Origin of the sequence: Mesotoga prima MesG1.Ag.4.2, from assembly GCF_000147715.2 — a bacterium.
Taxonomy (GTDB): domain Bacteria; phylum Thermotogota; class Thermotogae; order Petrotogales; family Kosmotogaceae; genus Mesotoga; species Mesotoga prima.
The window spans coordinates 958,139-975,050 of the sequence record NC_017934.1 but is presented as its reverse complement, the minus strand read 5'-3'; the positions used below and the strand labels follow the sequence as shown (position 1 = coordinate 975,050).

General features: G+C 47.4%; 15 protein-coding genes. 3 read left to right on the top strand and 12 right to left on the bottom strand.

Features of this window, described 5'->3' with window-relative positions; all coding sequences use genetic code 11:
- Nucleotides 1-8: 8 nt before the first annotated feature.
- On the top strand, nt 9-1,973 hold the full coding sequence (locus tag THEBA_RS04720) for an ABC transporter permease (RefSeq protein WP_236609241.1): 1,965 nt from the start codon (nt 9-11) through the stop codon (nt 1,971-1,973).
- Between the two features lie 69 nt (nt 1,974-2,042).
- Nucleotides 2,043-2,861: a 5'/3'-nucleotidase SurE gene (surE, locus tag THEBA_RS04715; RefSeq protein ID WP_014730656.1), complete on the top strand. Its 819-nt coding sequence runs from the start codon at nt 2,043-2,045 to the stop codon at nt 2,859-2,861.
- An 18-nt stretch (nt 2,862-2,879) separates the two neighbouring features.
- On the opposite strand, the gene THEBA_RS04710 is transcribed toward surE, so the two are convergent.
- The 11 genes from THEBA_RS04710 to THEBA_RS14645 form a co-directional block, all read right to left on the bottom strand.
- Nucleotides 2,880-4,268: a hypothetical protein gene (locus THEBA_RS04710; RefSeq protein ID WP_014730655.1), complete on the bottom strand. Its 1,389-nt coding sequence runs from the start codon at nt 4,266-4,268 to the stop codon at nt 2,880-2,882.
- A 155-nt stretch (nt 4,269-4,423) separates the two neighbouring features.
- Entirely contained in the window at nt 4,424-5,713 is a 1,290-nt protein-coding gene (locus tag THEBA_RS04705; protein ID WP_014730654.1) for a hypothetical protein, read from the bottom strand.
- 154 nt (nt 5,714-5,867) lie between these two features.
- Nucleotides 5,868-7,181: a hypothetical protein gene (locus THEBA_RS04700; protein WP_014730653.1), complete on the bottom strand. Its 1,314-nt coding sequence runs from the start codon at nt 7,179-7,181 to the stop codon at nt 5,868-5,870.
- A gap of 43 nt (nt 7,182-7,224) precedes the next feature.
- On the bottom strand, nt 7,225-8,307 hold the full coding sequence (locus THEBA_RS04695) for a DUF362 domain-containing protein (protein ID WP_014730652.1): 1,083 nt from the start codon (nt 8,305-8,307) through the stop codon (nt 7,225-7,227).
- A 13-nt stretch (nt 8,308-8,320) separates the two neighbouring features.
- Nucleotides 8,321-8,692 (bottom strand): DMT family transporter, encoded by a 372-nt coding sequence (locus THEBA_RS04690; RefSeq protein ID WP_014730651.1) that lies wholly within the window; start codon nt 8,690-8,692, stop codon nt 8,321-8,323.
- A gap of 13 nt (nt 8,693-8,705) precedes the next feature.
- Nucleotides 8,706-9,350 carry a UbiA prenyltransferase family protein gene (locus THEBA_RS04685; RefSeq protein ID WP_041928080.1) on the bottom strand — a complete coding sequence of 215 codons (645 nt, stop codon included), beginning with the start codon at nt 9,348-9,350 and terminating at the stop codon, nt 8,706-8,708.
- Nucleotides 9,351-9,636: 286 nt separating this feature from the next.
- A complete protein-coding gene (locus tag THEBA_RS04680) occupies nt 9,637-12,015 on the bottom strand; it encodes an HD domain-containing phosphohydrolase (protein WP_014730650.1) in 2,379 nt (792 codons plus the stop codon).
- A 110-nt stretch (nt 12,016-12,125) separates the two neighbouring features.
- Nucleotides 12,126-13,103, bottom strand: a complete 978-nt coding sequence (locus tag THEBA_RS04675; protein ID WP_014730649.1) for a 2-hydroxyacid dehydrogenase — start codon at nt 13,101-13,103, stop codon at nt 12,126-12,128.
- Entirely contained in the window at nt 13,100-13,537 is a 438-nt protein-coding gene (locus THEBA_RS04670) for a GNAT family N-acetyltransferase (RefSeq protein WP_014730648.1), read from the bottom strand. Before THEBA_RS04670 ends, THEBA_RS04675 begins: the two co-directional genes overlap by 4 nt.
- Before the next feature lie 393 nt (nt 13,538-13,930).
- Nucleotides 13,931-14,515 carry an MFS transporter gene (locus THEBA_RS14650; protein ID WP_236609210.1) on the bottom strand — a complete coding sequence of 195 codons (585 nt, stop codon included), beginning with the start codon at nt 14,513-14,515 and terminating at the stop codon, nt 13,931-13,933.
- A 60-nt stretch (nt 14,516-14,575) separates the two neighbouring features.
- Nucleotides 14,576-15,148 (bottom strand): hypothetical protein, encoded by a 573-nt coding sequence (locus THEBA_RS14645; RefSeq protein ID WP_236609209.1) that lies wholly within the window; start codon nt 15,146-15,148, stop codon nt 14,576-14,578.
- 511 nt (nt 15,149-15,659) lie between these two features.
- Between THEBA_RS14645 and THEBA_RS04660 the strand changes: the two genes are divergently transcribed.
- Entirely contained in the window at nt 15,660-16,121 is a 462-nt protein-coding gene (locus THEBA_RS04660; RefSeq protein ID WP_006492621.1) for a GNAT family N-acetyltransferase, read from the top strand.
- Here the strand turns inward: THEBA_RS04660 and THEBA_RS04655 are convergent.
- A complete protein-coding gene (locus THEBA_RS04655) occupies nt 16,118-16,903 on the bottom strand; it encodes a hypothetical protein (protein WP_014730647.1) in 786 nt (261 codons plus the stop codon). The two genes, THEBA_RS04660 and THEBA_RS04655, sit on opposite strands and share 4 nt — an antisense overlap.
- Between the last annotated feature and the right edge of the window lie 9 nt (nt 16,904-16,912).

Below are 16,912 nucleotides of genomic sequence, written 5' to 3'. Positions count from 1 at the left end.
AGTGGTCCATGGTTTTGCCAGTGACTTTAATACTGGGAGTAGCTACCATTGTGCCTATACTCTGGGCAATTTACATTTCTTTCACAGAATACGGGGTCTTTCAACAGGCTCCTGTTTTTTCTGGTCTGAAGAACTTCGAAGAGGTACTTGGAGACTCTGGTTTCAAGCTCTCTCTAAGACTTACCGCATTGTGGTCTACTCTCAAGACATCGATTGAGATCTTGCTGTCATTCTTAATTGCATTGAGACTTAGAAAGGCAACTAAGTTAAGTAAGGCCAGTCTTATTCTTCTTGGAGTCGGCTGGTTCATACCTTCATTCATTACAGTCTCGGGTTGGAGGGCTCTTGTCCAAGGATATGGAGGGTATTCGTTATTTAACATTGTCCTTGGGACGGAAATCGACATAACTCTCAACGCCTTTCAAGCATTTACATCCTCTCTTTTCGTAAGCATTTGGCTTTCATTACCTCTGTCTACAATGATAATTCTCGGAATGTTGGGAAGAGTCTCTAAAGAACTTGATGACGTAATGAAGATCGACGGAACGGGCGATATTTATACCTCTAGCATTCTTTTCGGAGAGATACGATTTCTGCTTATTCCTTATTTCTTTTTTCAGCTTGCGAGATCAATGAAGGAATTCACATCTGTCTTTCTCATGACTGGTAACGGTCCTCTTTTGCCGGAGGGGTTCACTCCGAATACCTTAACCGGCTCGACAACTTTTCTTGGTATTGCTTTGTTCAGGAAGTTTAGCTCCGTTAAAGATTATGGGCTTCTTTCAGCCTACGCGGTGTTTGTTGGGGGTTTTTCGCTAATCTGGATACTGGGTGCCCTCTTTTCAAGAGGGGATGTTCCGAAAAGGCACAGGCATGTACTATTTCTGAGCAGTGCAGCCCATGTATTTCTTGGGCTTTTCACAGGCTTGAATTTGCTTCTGCTCCCCGTAATTTTAGGATACTCAATTCTTCCCCTAATTATCCCACGATTCAGGAAGACTTTCAGACTCCTCGTAGGGACACTTTTGATATATGAAGTTCTAATAACCATATTGGGAGTAGTACAGAGGGGAGTAAGTGGAATAGTTCCCGCTACCCTATTAAGCGTACCGCTAATTTTGTTCTCACTAAGATACAGGTTCCCGATTATCGATTTCACTATCCCGGGCTGGCTGAAGAGAACACTGATGGTATTGTGCCTAATACCGACGGCCTTGGTAGTCATTTATATTCTTGTGCTTTCTTTTGCCGCTGATTCAGACATAATGCCTTCACTTAGTGAAATGACTCTTGCAAATTTTGGCAGAGTCATTTCCGACGGACTTATGTCGAATATTCTTAATACAATTATTATCGCCTTCTGGGCCTCCTTAATCCTGCTAATGGCAGGTATACCCTTCTCATACCTTTTCTCACAGAGAAAGTCTATGCTTGTGAAAGGTTTGGCTTCAATAATTCTATTTGGCAGTCTCTACACTGGAATGCATACTCTGCTTCCGATGTATTTCGTATTCGATAAGCTCCGTCTAACTGACAGTCTCTTTGGGATTGGGATAGTTGTTTGCATTCAGTCCCTTCCCCTTACGATAATCCTTCTTGCTGAATTCTTTTCCTCGGTTCCGAGAGAGCTCCGAGAAGTGTCCCTGTTGGAAGGATTATCTGGAACTGGCTACCTGGTGAAAATCTTAATCCCGCTTTCATTGCCTGTAATCGGAGGTCTTCTGGTGTACGTAATGGTTTCGTCGTTCAGTTCATTTAGCACGCCCTTGATTCTTCTTAACAGCCAGGAGCTGATGCCTTTCTCTCTTAGAATATTCAGCTATGTGGGAGAAGTGAGAAGCTACTACACTTCGTGGAATCTCTTTGGTGCTGCATCGGTAATTGGGGTAGTACCTCTGCTGATTTTCTTTCGAAGTTCTCTGAGGCTAATCTACAGCTCGAATCTCCGTGATCAAGGAATAGAGTATGACTGAACACTTGCCACAATTAGGCTTAGAAAGAAGTCGAAATTTACGATAAAATATCAGTGGTGGTGAATTCTTTTGAGAATACTATTGACTAATGATGATGGAATAGAATCAACAGGAATAAGATCGCTTGCAAAAAAGCTTTCAGCTGCTCATGAGGTCACAATAATCGCTCCAGAAAGTAACCGAAGCGGGGTAAGTCATTCAATAACTTGGTTAACTCCGGTGAAAATAAGGGAAAGAAGCACGGTGGAAAATGTCTCCTCCTTCTGCACAAGTGGGACTCCTGCAGACTGTGTAGTCGCAGCTTCGGTAATCAAGGGCCTAGGGAATTTCGACCTGGTAGTGAGTGGGATAAATTACGGTCAGAATCTAGGAGTGGATGTTAGGTACTCGGGTACTCTCTCGGCGGCGCTTGAAGCAAGAATTCATGGGATTCCGGCGATGGCGGTATCGATTGCCAGTGAAGAGAATCCAGATTTTCTCGCAGCGGTTGATTTTTCGGAAAACTTCGTGAGGGAGTACGACTGGAAAAAGCTTCCAAAGCATACAGTTCTAAATGTTAACGTTCCGGCAGTTCCTCGAAACAGGATTAAAGGCATAAACTGTACGAGACCCGGCGGTTTGCTTAAGAGGCGCTGGTTTGAGAAGAAAGTCAATGAATGGGGCGAAGAAGAATTCTGGATGAAGAAGGAAATCCTCTACGATTCTCACGAGGAAGATCTTGACTATGTGAGTATAGATAGAGGATTTATTTCTGTGAGTCCTATCGACTTCTTCGGATCCTGCGAAGAGAGTTTCAGGTTATCCCTGGAAGAAGATCTGAAGATATTTGAAGCGCGCTGGTTAAACAAAGGCAACGAGAAATTCTCGATGGCTTCGTTCGAAAAATAGACTTTACAAGCAAGAGGCTCAGAACTCCAGGAAGTTGAAGAGTCTCCCGTAACCTATTTTTAGACTGAATTCCGATTTTCCGCCCAATGCCATAGAAGCAGAGAGGGTGACCTCCTGCTTTTCATCAGGGCTGTAATGGAAGTTCAGAGAGAGCCTCGCTTTTCCGGTGATCGGTTGTGCGAGTCTGTACCAGTCAAATTCAAACGGTTCACCGTAGAAATCTTCTATCCTGTAGGAACCCTGCCTTATGTATTCAATACGCAATTCCGTGAAAATCCTACGTGTTTCATAAGAAAGGGCTAGAAGGTCAAGTGAGATATCGGGACCGTACGGAAACCCGTAGAAGCCGTTTATTACAAGGTACGCGCCCCCCTCTATGTCGTCTGCGTTGAAGCGGATCGGGTTTATGTACTTTCCTTCCTCAAACTCTCTATTATAGAGATACGGGGTGCTGTGATAGTGCTCGTACTTCAGCTTCAAACCCCCCGATTCTTTGAAAAGAGTCTTCTCCCTGAGACCGAACTGTTCGTCCCACAATACTGGTCCCACGTAACTATTTCCATCAATTAAAGCCGCTTCCCCTCCAAGATACCATCCCAACGAAGTTGGGTTTTCCGTTCTATCACCGGGGATCAAAATATCATCGGCATAAAGCATGCCGTACAGCTCCAGAATTCCTATCCTCGATTCGACGAACAGGCCGGCGTTGACGTTGGAGTTCTTTGCGTAGTTGTTGTGAAAGACCATGAAGGGACTCATGTCTCTCAGGTCGGGAAACGTATTGCTGATGAGATTCGTCTCGACGAAACCGACTCTTGTGGAACTGCCCTCATAACCGATGCTGTGGCCGATGAGAGTTCTCGGGCTATCGAAGATTGATCGGTCAGAAGATATGACGAAAAAGCTGTAGAAGTACTTACCGGATAAAACCTCCGCGCCAAGATCGAGCCACAGATGTTCAAAATAGGGCACGGTCTCCGATAGCACGAAATTGTATGTAGCGGGACCGAAGTGAAGTCTTCGCTTACCGGCAGAAATCCTCAAGAAATCATTTTCAAACTCGGCAAAACCGACCCTGGGAAGATCTGTATCTATGTAGAGAGTATAAGCGTTGTGCCTTATCGGAAAGTTCGACCAGCTCCTGCCTCGAAGAAAAGAGGTAATGTCCTGCCTGAAGTCGAGCCTGAACAATGCCCGATAACTGCTTCCGGAAAATTCCACGCCGGCCGATGCAAATGCCGGATAAGAAAAGTAAGTGCGCAAGTCATCGAAGCCAGGTTGATAATCTCTATCGTGAACTGTGTAGTTGTTCAGGGAGAGAACCGGATAAATGCTCAAAAAAAGCCCGGTCTTTGCGCACAAAGCAACTGAAATAACAATCACGAACAGCAGTAGAAGTCGTTTCATATAGAGCATCCTCCTCCATCGATTATACGAGATTATCCCATAAGTGGGCCCGAATTCCTCTATCGAAAGGCGATTGAAACAAAACTTGCAGTTCCGCCTAAAATGAGTCGTATAGAATACGCCGCGATAATCGGACTCGACAGGGAGTCCCTAGATTATTCAATCGCCGTGTTCTCCATGGATCTGCCGGGAAAAAACCTTTGCAGCCCGATCCCTATGAGCGGCGCCAAGAAAGCGATGACCGGGGTGAACAATCTGACTTCAGCAGTCCTTGCGATGAGAAAATTCATGGCAATGAACGGAATGACCCAGAACCATGTCTTCCTGAAAAAGCCACAGCGCTTCACTTCTCTAAGAAACAGCAGCGGAATCGAAGCAAAGATCATCGGGTAAATCCATGACCAGATATAGGTCATATTGTATCTGAACTGAATCAAGTCCACCGAGTACTCCGCATCCGGGAATATAAAACGACTGACGACGAAAGTCAGCACCGCTGGTATTGCGCCGGCAATTAGACTCTTTGACAGAATGAACGCTCTTTTCTGCCAGGACAGGCCTCTCTCCAAATTGAACAGTAGATAGATGAGAGAGAGAAATATCATATGATCCGGTCTGAAAAGCGATCCAAGTGCCATCAACAGGCAAAGGAGATAGAATCTGCCCCTTTTGGCTATCAACAGCAGCCCACCGATAAAGAGAGCCGCAGCATGAAAAGTCTCCCAGCCGAAATACATGGTCGTAAGGGGCATTATGGCCTGAAAGGCCACGGTCGACAGCAGTGATTCGGAAGGCGACGAGAAGACTCTGCAAAAGCCGTACAGGAGTATGAGCGTCAAAATATTGAAGAAGAATCTTGCCGTGATATGGCCGTTCAGAATCCGGTTCTCATCACTCGATAGTTCCACGGCCCTTTTGATGTCTTCGGGCAACCTTTCGCCTATAAGGAGAGCGGTCGTTGCAGGGTCCGTCAAGTACACCTGCCAGTTTAGACTGCTCGCAAACGCCTTGAGCGCGTTGTTCAGAAGAATGTTCTTGCCGGTTACGGAATCGACAAGCTCTTCGATAACCTTTTCACTGTCCGAAACAAGTTTCTCTCTTTCGGCCACCGGGAAGTATGAGTCTATCATGCCCTTCTTATCTTCTGTCCAGTAGTCGCTTGACAACAACATCCTCGAAAGCTCTTCGCTGTTTTCATCGAGCCACTCGATGGGAAGGAATTTGAAGAGATTTTCCACAAGGTAGTAACTGCCAAATCTGTATTGATCGGGCGCGAAGTTCTCTCCGGATATTACACGATTATGCTGATTGATTCTTAGATATCTGGATACGAAGAGATACTTTCCATCCGTCGTCCACACAGTCATCGATGTAAATATGTAGGAAAGCAAGGCAAAAATGATAAGGAGAAGAACCCCTCGCCCAATGCTGTACTTTTCTTCCACGGTTCACCTCCGGATTTCTTCAGATGACTGCCATTCGTACCCGATTGTAGAGATAATACCATTGGATCTCTCAAATCACAGAGTCTTGATCTTTCATCTTCGTTGCCTACTGCAAAGCTTGTGAAACATATTAGGCCGAAAACCGACTTTTACCTCAAACCTCCCTGCTGTCCGTCAAATCCTCCTCTCCTTCAAGAGACCTTTTCATGCCTCCTATGACAAGAGGAATGGAGTAAATGACTAGGGGAAGGAACAATCTCACTTCGGCCGTCTTTCCAACGATAAAGTTTGCCGCTACGAAGAAAGGAATCCACGGCCAAGTCTTTCTGTAGAATTCGACATGCTTGATTTGGGAGAAAAAGACAATCGGCAACAGTAGAAGAATCGAAGGGAAGATCCAGCTCCATAAATGAGTAATATTGAACTCTAACTGAATGAGATCGACATAGTACTCGGCTTCAGGAAAGAGAAAAACACTGATTAAAGCCGTCGCGGCCACAGGAATTATCAAGAGCAGCGCAGAGAAGAGCGCCCCAAACCATTGCCTTCTCCTAAGTGATTCGATTCCGTGCATCAGACCGTAAATCAACGCGCCAAACAGAGCGTGATCCGTTCTTGCCGTGCAGCAGAGAATCGTCACGAGCAATAAAACAAGTCTGCTTCCGTCCCTCTTCGTTAGCAAGAGCATTGAAGAAAACAGCACTAATGAAAGGACTGTCTCGGCCTGAAGGAAATCTTGAAGGGCGATTGGAACTAGAGCGGCGAAGAGAACGACTCCAAACAGCGACTGCACAGTGTTCAGGAACTCTCTGCACAGAAAGTAGATAATCGTCAGAAGAATCATGAAGAGGAAGAATCTCGATGTGAAGTATCCGTTCACGAGTCTTGTCTCTTCGCTGTCCTCGAGCAGATGGTTCCTGATATTTTCCGGTATCATCTCTCCAAGAGTAAGCAGGGTCTCTTCGATATTCGTCAAGTAGCCCTGCCAATGCAGACCGTCAATCATACCCCGCAGTAGATTCTGAACAAGGGCGTTGCCCGGGAAGAATGATTCTAAAGTCTTATCAATAACCCTCTGAACTTCACCAATCATCTCTTCCCTGTCGTCCTGGGGGAAGAATTTGTCAACGGTTTTCTGCATCTCTTCTGTCCAGGTCTCTTCGCTAATGAGCAGATCGGAGAGAGTGGTATTATATACGTCATACCATTTCAAAGGAATGTACTTGAAGAAGTTTTCAACAAGGTAGAATCCACCGAAGCGATATTGCTCCGGGGCATATCCCGTGCCTCTGATCAAATTCTCGTGACCGTAAACTCTAATGAATCTAGACACCGTTATGAATCTGCTGTCTGTCGTCCAGACACTGACAGAGGTGAAGACGTATGACAGAACAAAGACAAACAGAAAGACCACTGCGGCGCGTCTTGTCCTAGCACTCAGCGCAAATTTCAAGTGATGATCGGCCATGATTCCCCCCACCCAAGTTTTCATTCCCAAAGAGAATTGTCTATCAATAGCTCTCCCACAAACGGCCCCAGGGGCTCTCTTTCTTCCACTCCTCGAAAATCTGAACGCCGTGCTTCTTCCACCAGTATTTATCATGATAGGTGTCTGAAGCGGCCACGAAGATTTTTACAAGCGGAGTGTGGAAGAAGAGTTTCTGAAAGACCTTCAAGGGACTGAACCAGAGAAGATCTCCGACTCTGCTCGCAAAGTTGTCTCCAACATGGAATTTCAAGTCGACACCGGAAATGTCATCTCCGACAAGTTCTATGTTCTCGGGCCTTCCATTTCCGAGCTCCTCTTCATCGGCCAGCCTTATGTATTTCAGATCCATCGGATTGAAGCCCATCATTTTCGCTGCGACGGCATCTATTGCGACCTGATCTTCGCTGGCAAGTATGTAGTCTGTTTTCACGGGAATCACTGTCCTCGGTCCCGGCCCATTCCCTGCTGTCGTGCCGTCCATGAAAGCGAACAGACCGGAGTGTATCTCCTTCTGTATCTTCAGCAAGTCAACCAGTGTCTCGTGTATCCATGAGTGGGTGTAATGCCTCTTAACGTTGAGCAGGCCACCAAACGCATTTTTCATCGCACCCGTGGTCGTCGTATAGATGTGGCACTTCATCGTCGGAAGCTGAACGATATTTTTCCCGAAGAAGTAGTCGGGCAGTCTCAGTCCTTCAGGGTATATCTTCGGAAGTATTCTCAGTTTGCTCTTGGGCGTATATTCTACCCATGACATATTTTCCGGTTCGAAGTTGTAAAGGATTGGGATACCGTACTTTTCGTAGATGATATCATACTTGTTCTGCTTCTCTCCGTACTTCGGTCTCGTGACCACGGTTTTGTTCTCCACAGCCACTATTTCGCCGAAGCCTTCTTCTTTCAGAGCCAGTACGGCACCTTCCAGCTGCCAGGGCGTGCTGTTTGCGCCGGGCATCGGAAGGTGCCATGATATGTTGTCTTTCAAGATTGTCGTGGCGCTTCCGTCCATGGCCTCTTTCATTCCGGCAAGTTTTGCAAGCCTTCTATAGTCATCGAGAACTCTTTCCGGACTCGTCTTTATAACTGCGACTTTCGTTTTTTTCATTTTAGTGCCTCCATTATTTGGCCATCGCTACCAGCCATATGCCGAGGGCGATTACGGCTATGCCCACTATCTTCATCACGCTGAGCCTTTCATCAAAGAGGAATACTGCGACCACGGTCACTATTGCAAATCCGGCACTCGTCATTATGGGATATGCCACTCCCAGTTTCATCCTCGTAAGAACTACGCTGTAGAAGATAAAGGCTACCCCGAATGAGAGAAGCCCCAGCCAAACGCTGATGTTTGTGATTGAATTGACTAGCATCCCTTTGAGTCCGACACTGTTGATGTCAGGCGCGTTCTGCATTCCGTGTTTCAGCAGGATGTTTGCCCCGGCATTGAATACTATTGCTACTAGAAGTACTATACCTTCGGTTATATTCACAACTGTTCCCTCTTCACATCCAGATTGGAAAGTAAATCAAAAGCATTACAGACACAATCCACAATAAGACGGTTAGCGCTATTCCTCTGTCTCTGGTCACAACTTCTGTTGGATCGCCTTCGCCGTTTCTGAAAAGGAGAAGAAGATACCTGAAGACTCCATAAGTTACAAAGGGCACAGTGTAAACCAGCTTATCAGTGCTGAATTTCTCTATCACCTGCGGATCGAGACAGTAAAGCGTGTATGAGATTATCGAGATAGATGCGGTTGCGATCATGAGATAGTCAAGATATTTGTGGTCATACAATGTGAGTACTTTCCGATGGTTGTTGCTCTCTTCCTTCAGGGTAAGCAGTTCGTTTCTCCTCTTTCCGAAACCCAGGAAGAGAGAGAGGAAAAACGTCGTAACGACTATCCAGCCCGTCGGGCTTGTCTCAATCGCATACGCCCCGGCCATTACTCTTATCACAAAACCGGCAGAAATGCAGAAGGCGTCTATCAAGACCATGTCTTTGCCTTTCAATGTGTAGAAGACATTCTCGACAACATACAGCAACAGAAAAACCAGTGCCAGATAGGGAAGAAAGAGAGTAACCAGGACGGCAAGTGTCGCCAGGATGACTATCGCTCTCGCGGTCTCTAATGTCGTTAAAAACATAGACACTGCTCGAAATGAGACAGAAGGCTATGAAGATCAGAAAAGCTCTCAGAAGAGAGGTTAAGTCAGTAAGGTTAGACGAAAAAATCAGCGGAGCGAAGACAAAGAGATTCTTCAGCCAGTGACGTATTCTTATGAGCCTCAAAACCATAGCAAAATTGATCATTAACATCTCCCACAAGAAATCCGCGATTCCTTTTCCAGTTGAATCCTCTGCAGACTACATCAAGCCCTCATATATTAACATAACGGGATACAATACCGAAAACGCCGCTCTTGTTAAGAATCAATCTGAGAAGGAGAAGCCCTCATCGAACACCTCCAGACATGCATCCACAACTTCGGGATCAAAGAGCTTCCCTTTACCGCTTCGAATTTCATCGAGGGCCGACTGAAGACCAAGCGAAGGTCTGTAAGGTCTGTGGGAGGAGATCGCTTCAACCACATCGGCAACTGCGATTATTCTGGCCTCCAGTATTATTTGATCTCCGGAGATGCCTTCCGGGTATCCGCTTCCGTCAAGTCTCTCGTGATGCTGATAGATTGCGTCGGCCACTGGCCAGGGAAATTCGATATCTTTGAAAAGCTCTCGCCCCGCAGTCGGGTGAAGCTTGATCAAATCGAACTCAAGATTGGTCAGCTTTCTTGGTGTGTTGAGTATCTCCGCGGGCACCTGTATCTTTCCCACATCATGAATCATAGCCGAAAGTCTAAGTCCCGTAAGACTGTTCTCTTCGAATCCCAGCTTTCTTCCTATTGCAACTGAAAGCTCTGCCACTCTCCTTTGATGACCGGAGGTATAAGGATCCCTGAGATCTACGGCCGAAGCGAGTACATTCACCGATGCCTCCATCGTCTTTGAAACAATCTCCAGACTCTCTCTTAGCTCTTCGGTCCGTTTTCCGACTTCTCTTTCGAGATGGAAACTCCGGTTACCCAGTGACCCGATCAGAATCGCAAGCGACAGAGTTACGGTCAGTCCGATCGCAAGAATGAAGATCCAGTTGTTTGTGGGATAGACTATGCCAAAGTCCGGCCCCGGATGGGCGAGAATCACAAAGAGCCGCCCGAACAACATTACCGGGACGGCAATGATATTCCGATTTTCCGGATAGTGCCATATGGATGTCTCTGCATTCTCATGTACATGAGAATCCGATTCCTGCGCCGAAGAAAACAGCAGTACCGGGTTCCCGCCCGAGCCGATCTGGTAAAGCCCAAGTATAACGGTTGGATCTCCGTCACTGGGGAGAATCGGAACGGCACTGTGAAATGCGTGCGAATGAAAGATAGCCCCTACGAACCCTGCATGACCTTGCGCGCTCTCCGCCAGAATCGGTTTGAAGACAATGAAGTGGAGGTCCTTCTCTTCGTCCGTCGGAATCACGACAGGGTCGCTTGCCCACATCAGCTTTGAACCAGCTGCCTCTTCAATAACTTCGTGGGCCGACCCGAGAGATCCCAGGTCCAGTCCAAGCAGATTTCTGTTGCTCTCTAGAGGCTCAATGTACTGTATCGGATAATATGACTCGCGATAAGGAACTCTTTCCTTTGCGCCAGAATTACCCGCTTCCCAGACGAAGAAGTCCGGAAAGCCTTCCCTTCTGATGCCTTCTTCGAACGACTCTATCCCGCCCGATGAAACACTCTCAATCCAGAACCATGAAATCAGTTCGTTGCTTTTCGAGAGCGAACCTACGTAGTTCCGGAACTCCTGCCTGCTGACAAAGCTGCTTGACTCAAAGAACCTGGCAAGAGCCTCGACCTGAAAGTCTCTAGTATTCTTCATCGCCCTTGAAAGCGACGTTACATGAGTTGCGGCCAGATCGGCGAAGGCATCGTTCCGCGCCGCCTCTTGCCTGTCACGAACTAGAGATGAGACCATGACGGTGGCAGCGAGTCCAAATGCGGCAAAGACGATCGCCTCAAGGTACCTTTGAACTCTCTTTCCCTTCTTCTCTTGTGACAGCTTGCCTCTACGGATGATGAAGAATCCCGAAAGTATCGCCATCAGCACCAGAACCAGAGAGAAGACGGCCGGTTTGATCGCATACGATAGAACGGTTTTCCAGAAGTCATTGGCTTCAACGTCTATTCCGAGCACGGCAAGCAGTCTTCCCGAATTCTCATCAATAACGGGAACCATCACCGATACCAATGTTCCCCAGCTGTCAGTAATTACTGGCAGCACTTTCGCCTTCTTCTCCCGAAAGACCTCGAGATCGTACTCGGTTGCATCGACGTAAATGTCCCCTGGAAGAGATTCATCATCTGAACCGTATGGCTCGGAATCAATGAAGAAGAACAACTCTCCGTTTTCCTTCTGTCCCATCAGGTAGATGAAGCGGTATTCCGGAAATAGCGCATATTCCTGCTCCAGTTGGCTCTTCAGTCTCCAGTATTCGGGCTTGTCTAGATCATCTATACTCCCTGAAAGCCTCGAGAGTTCGTCCAAATTGAGACCGCTCTGGACAAATCTACCCTGTCTCAAAAGCCTGTCCGAAAATTCCCTTCTCCCCCTGGCTATCTCGGCAAATGAAAGCAGAACCCCCAGAAGAAGGATTAGAACGACGGAAATAACGACGACAGCAAAGCCCGACAGACCGGCAGCAAAGCCAGTCAGTCTTTTGGAAAGTCTAGAGCTGGGACCTCTCATCAAAGGCATTTATGGACACCCCTCATCGAAAAGCTTTCTCATCCAGATTTTAACACAGGACATCTCTTCAACCGAAACATGCACTGGCGAAGAGATAGCGACTTTCCCTCTACAGCCGGCTAGTACAGTTCGTCAAGATCGATCTCTTCCTCCGGCCTTCCCTTAAGAAGAAAACTCTCAATGTTTTTCAAGGCGCCATTCACCATTGAGTGCATACTTTCTACCGACCAGCTTCCGACGTGCGGTGACATGACTACATTGGAAAACCTATGAATTGGATATCTCGATGGAAGTGTTGCAGGCCGATCACTCGAGGGATACTCGTACCAGACATCTATTGCCGCGCCGGCGAGAGTTCCGCTTTTCAGAGCATCGTACAGCGCCTGCTCCTCGATTACTCTTCCCCTGCTCACATTTACCAGATATTTGCCCTTCATCTGACTTAGCAGATCGGAACCGATGATCCCCGCTGTCTTTTTCGTCAGCGGAAGAGCAACGAAGACGAGATCACCGGCCCGAACGGCATCGTGAATATCGTCTGTCACTCTCTTCACGTAAGGAAACTCGCCGCCGGAGGTTCTTTTGAATCCCGTTATTTCACATTCAAAGCCGCTGATCAGTTTTGCTATCGCCTGCCCGATCTTGCCCAGGCCGAGAACAGAGCACCGCTTCCCGATGATGGAATACCAGGTCGCCTCCTTATTGGATGGCCGACCCAACCATACCCCCTGCGCAAGATCGTTATGAAGTTCGACAACTCTTCCCGTAACAGCTAAGGCTAGAGCTACGGCCCTTTCGGCAACGACCTCGGCATTCTCATGGGTGTTTGAAACGATGACGCCACGTTCTCTTAACCGTTCAAGTGGAAGACCATCAACACCGGTCCAGGGAACGACTACCATTCTGAGATTTCTGGCCTTATCGAGGTCGGCTTGCGAAAGATTTCCCTTTACTATTACCTCGGCATCGGAAATATGGGCTTTCGGATCGCTGTCGCTGGAGTACGAGATGAAAGAGTGTTCGGGAAATGCTCTTGCAAGCTCTTCAACCTTTCCTTCCCAGTATCTGTCAAGTCTATTCAGGAATAAGATCTTCACGTTTCTAACCTCCCACGGGATTTTGCGCGAGAAAATCGGAGTTTGTAGCGAACCAAACCGTTCTGAGTCTGGACTTCGTTCACAACGATGAACCCTATCTTCTCATAAAAACCGACGGCATCTTCATCTGTCCACACTGCAAGAGTATCTATCATGAAGGAATTTATCATTGTCTTTATCAGTGTGCTGCCGAAGCCGCTCCTTCGCTTGTCTTTCCTGACGGCAAGATGCAGAAGCTCGGGCTCTTCAAGCTCATGGAGCTTCAAACCGGCTACAGCAACTATGCTTCCTCCCTGTCTCATCACAAAGAGCCTTCTCTCCGGAGCCTGATACATCTTCAATACTTCGTCGGACTGCTCCGGTCTTCCCAGACAACCAGAAAAAATCTCTATGAACCTTCCGGGAAGATTATCGAACTCGACTTCCTTAATCATTTTTCAACTCCTTGCTTTCTGAATCTGCCGCCCGAGATCGGAAGCATTCTCAAGCGATATCTCGGTTGGCCTCAGCTCAATCTCTCAGACCTTCGCGAAGACAAAGCAGAACCAGCTTCACTTTCAAATTCAATTGTATCTCATCTACAATTCTAACATTTGGCCAAAAAGGTGAAGCGAGTCGATGCTCTTCAAAATGGTTTAACCGAGCTTCCCTAGCGCAAAATAGGGCAGCCAACACAACCCTGCCTCGATAGTTTTTCTTCTGATTCTTCTCATTTTGTAATCTCTAAGCTCCTGGACAGCAAGAAAATTGAAGTTCTGCTAAGGTGAAAGGCCAGTCATTGAGAAGCGCTCTAACGAGGATTTGAGCCGCGCAAAGCAGCGGTTACCTCATCCCAGGTCATCGGTGATGTCGATCTTCCTTATGAAATACACTCCCGAGGCGATCGCGATGCTGGAGATAACCAGAACGACCGGAAAGCCCAGAAGTCGCAGCACACTACCCAGAATCAGAGGAAGAAGAGCGGTCACAAGACTGAGCGCGCCCGATACACCTGTATACAAAGGTCTGTTCGTATCGTTGGAGATTTCTATAAGAAGCCACTCAAATCCGATCTTTCGTGCGCTCAGGGTTATACCTGAAAGGAAAAAGACTATAAGATAGAAGTCAGGAGAAGAGGCAGATAGAAGATATGCAATTAGTGGAATAAAGCTGCCAATCGTTGCGCAGGTTATAAGCAGTCTTTTCAAACCTCTCCTCTTAAGAAAGCGATTCCATAGAACCCCGGCTCCAAGCATACCTATCATCTGAAACAGGAGAAAACTGCCCACATCCCTTCCGTTCAACCCGAAGCTGTCCTTCGCCAGGAGAACATAAAACGGGATCAAGACCAATCCGAAGCCTGTCACGTTGTTGAAGACGATGTAGTTAAGCAGGTTCGCATCGTTCTTCAGTGTTTTTGGAATGCTCTTCATGATCTTCCTGAAGCCGGGAATTTCACTTCCTTGAACCTCCCTCTCCCGTACTCCCGCGAATCAAAGCGAAGCAACGAACAGCGAACTCCCTCCAATGAAGAACATCAGCGAATAGTTGACCGGATAACTCACGTTTCCAACTATGTACTTTGCGACAAAGCCTCCGAGAAGTGACAAAGCGCTCCCGGCAATCTGTCTGTACGACATGAAACCGCGTCTATCCTGCTTCAATATTGACTGACCGAGCAGATGAGTGTAACTGATTCCCGCAAAGACTCCTCCAAAGGAAAAGACGGAGATTACGGAAAAAAGGAGTACGAGAAGAGCGGTGCCTCCGACAGGCGAAAGCAAGAGAAAGCCTATGGAGAAGAGGGCGCCGACTCTCAAATAGATGCCGAGAAGCAAATACGGTTTCTTCATCCGTTTCGACATAAGGTATCCAGCGAATGTCAATTGAGCCAGAAGAGGAATCCCCGTCGAAATTGCGGTAACGAGGCCTATTGCAAAGCTCCCTCCTCCTGCCGCCAGGATCATCGATGGAAGGACCGTGTTCACCTCAACAAAGGCCATTGTCAGTGCAAGAAACGAAGCGTGCCAGATAAACCCAAAATAATGTCCTCTATCGCTCTCCAACTCTCACCTCAGCATTTGGTTAGCAACTTCCCGCTCAATCCGATAATAAGAAGTATACCATCCGATAATTCTACTATAAGCGAACCGTTACCCGCAGAGATCTGAATCACCCCGGTTCGAAGCAATGAAAAACGGATCGAGATCTGCCAGGATTATTGAGCCGACTAAATACTTTTCATGTGAGGATGAAACGATTAGAAAGACCGGAAGCCTGCATAAACCACTGGAGGATGTCTGCAGCGCTAACCCAGTTACGAAGCGCTCTGTGAATGTGGCCGGATGTTCCTTCTAAATGTTCAGGGATACAAGAAGTGGAACCCAAAAGCAGCTGCTGAGAGAAAACAATTTGTGCAGGGGCATGATGTGGCTTGATTGCAGCTCAATGATATAATGCAGCAAGGAAGAGTGTTTTCGGAAAGGCCAACCTGCCAAGAATGTTTTCGGCGCGGCTCCAATATTTGGTCTTTGTTTCGACTAGAGCGAAATATATCGCTAGAAATCAGGAGGAGTCATGGAACATATAGTTAGATTCGAAGAGATAACAGAGGAGACGGTACTCGACGCTATCCGTTTGAGTGGTACCTTACTCAAAGGACAGGAAAGAGCCGTGGCCTCAAATGCAGTTTCGATCGCTCAAGCCCACTTTGCAAAGAATGCCTGGTTCCGTGCAATCTATGCAGGAGATGACATGGTGGGCTTCATTATGCTGGACTTCACACCCGATCCGAGAATGAAAGATGTTAAGCACGCCTCCATGTGGCGCTTCATGATCGGCGGCAAGTATCAGAAGATGGGATATGGAAGAGACGCTATCCTCTTGTTGATTGAGTATCTCAAGGCCCAGGGTTACGAGAAGCTCTTCACCTCTTGCATAGTCAATGATCCTTCCCCGCTCCACTTCTACCTGAAGCTGGGCTTCGTCGATACTGGGGAGTGGGACGATGATGAAAAGATACTGATGAGAGACCTCTAGTAACCGGCCTCGAGAAAGAGATAGTCGTTGACTCTATCAAGCTTTCCTGCCATCGTTGTGAGCTGATCGGCTTTCAATGACACTTCATATGCCAGAGTAAGGAGACCTACGGCATCCAGCACATAAGAGAGCTTCGACACCTCCTCTGCAATATCGCCGAGAACGGGGTTTTTGTACTCCATGAGCCTCAGAAGCTCCACAATCAGAGGAACCGTCTCTTCGAAGATCTCGAGGATCGTTTCCCAGTTGTCGATTCTCTCATGCTCTCCGAGAACCTCGAACGACCAGTCTTGCAGAGGCCCCATCACTTCACTTCTCATGCTTGCGAAATCCCTGTTCATACTCCAGCTCGCAGCGTAGAGATCGAGATCTGAAATTGACAGCGAAGCCAGGCGAGCCGCCCCCGACAGAGACTCCTCAAGCTCTCTTATTACCGGTTTTGTGAAATTGCGGTAAGTGAGGTCGGTATAGACTACCTGCCGGATTTCATCCCTGACGCTTCCTTCATCCGAGTCTTCGCCGTCTTTTACCCATCCGAGCATGTCACCCTTTACTAGACTCAGAAGCTCCTCGGCCTTTGAAGGATCGGAAAGGTATGCCCTGAGCTTATCTTTCACGGCCTCAAGCACATCGTCGAGCAGGTCGTTTTTCACATAATCTACGAACTCATCCAGCAGTGCTTCGATTGATATCTGCTGTGCCACGCCGCTCCAGTTACCCGAGATAATGTCGGCGATAATCGAAGCGGTGGAGAGTATTATGTTCTTTGCAGAAGATATCATTGCGGCCAC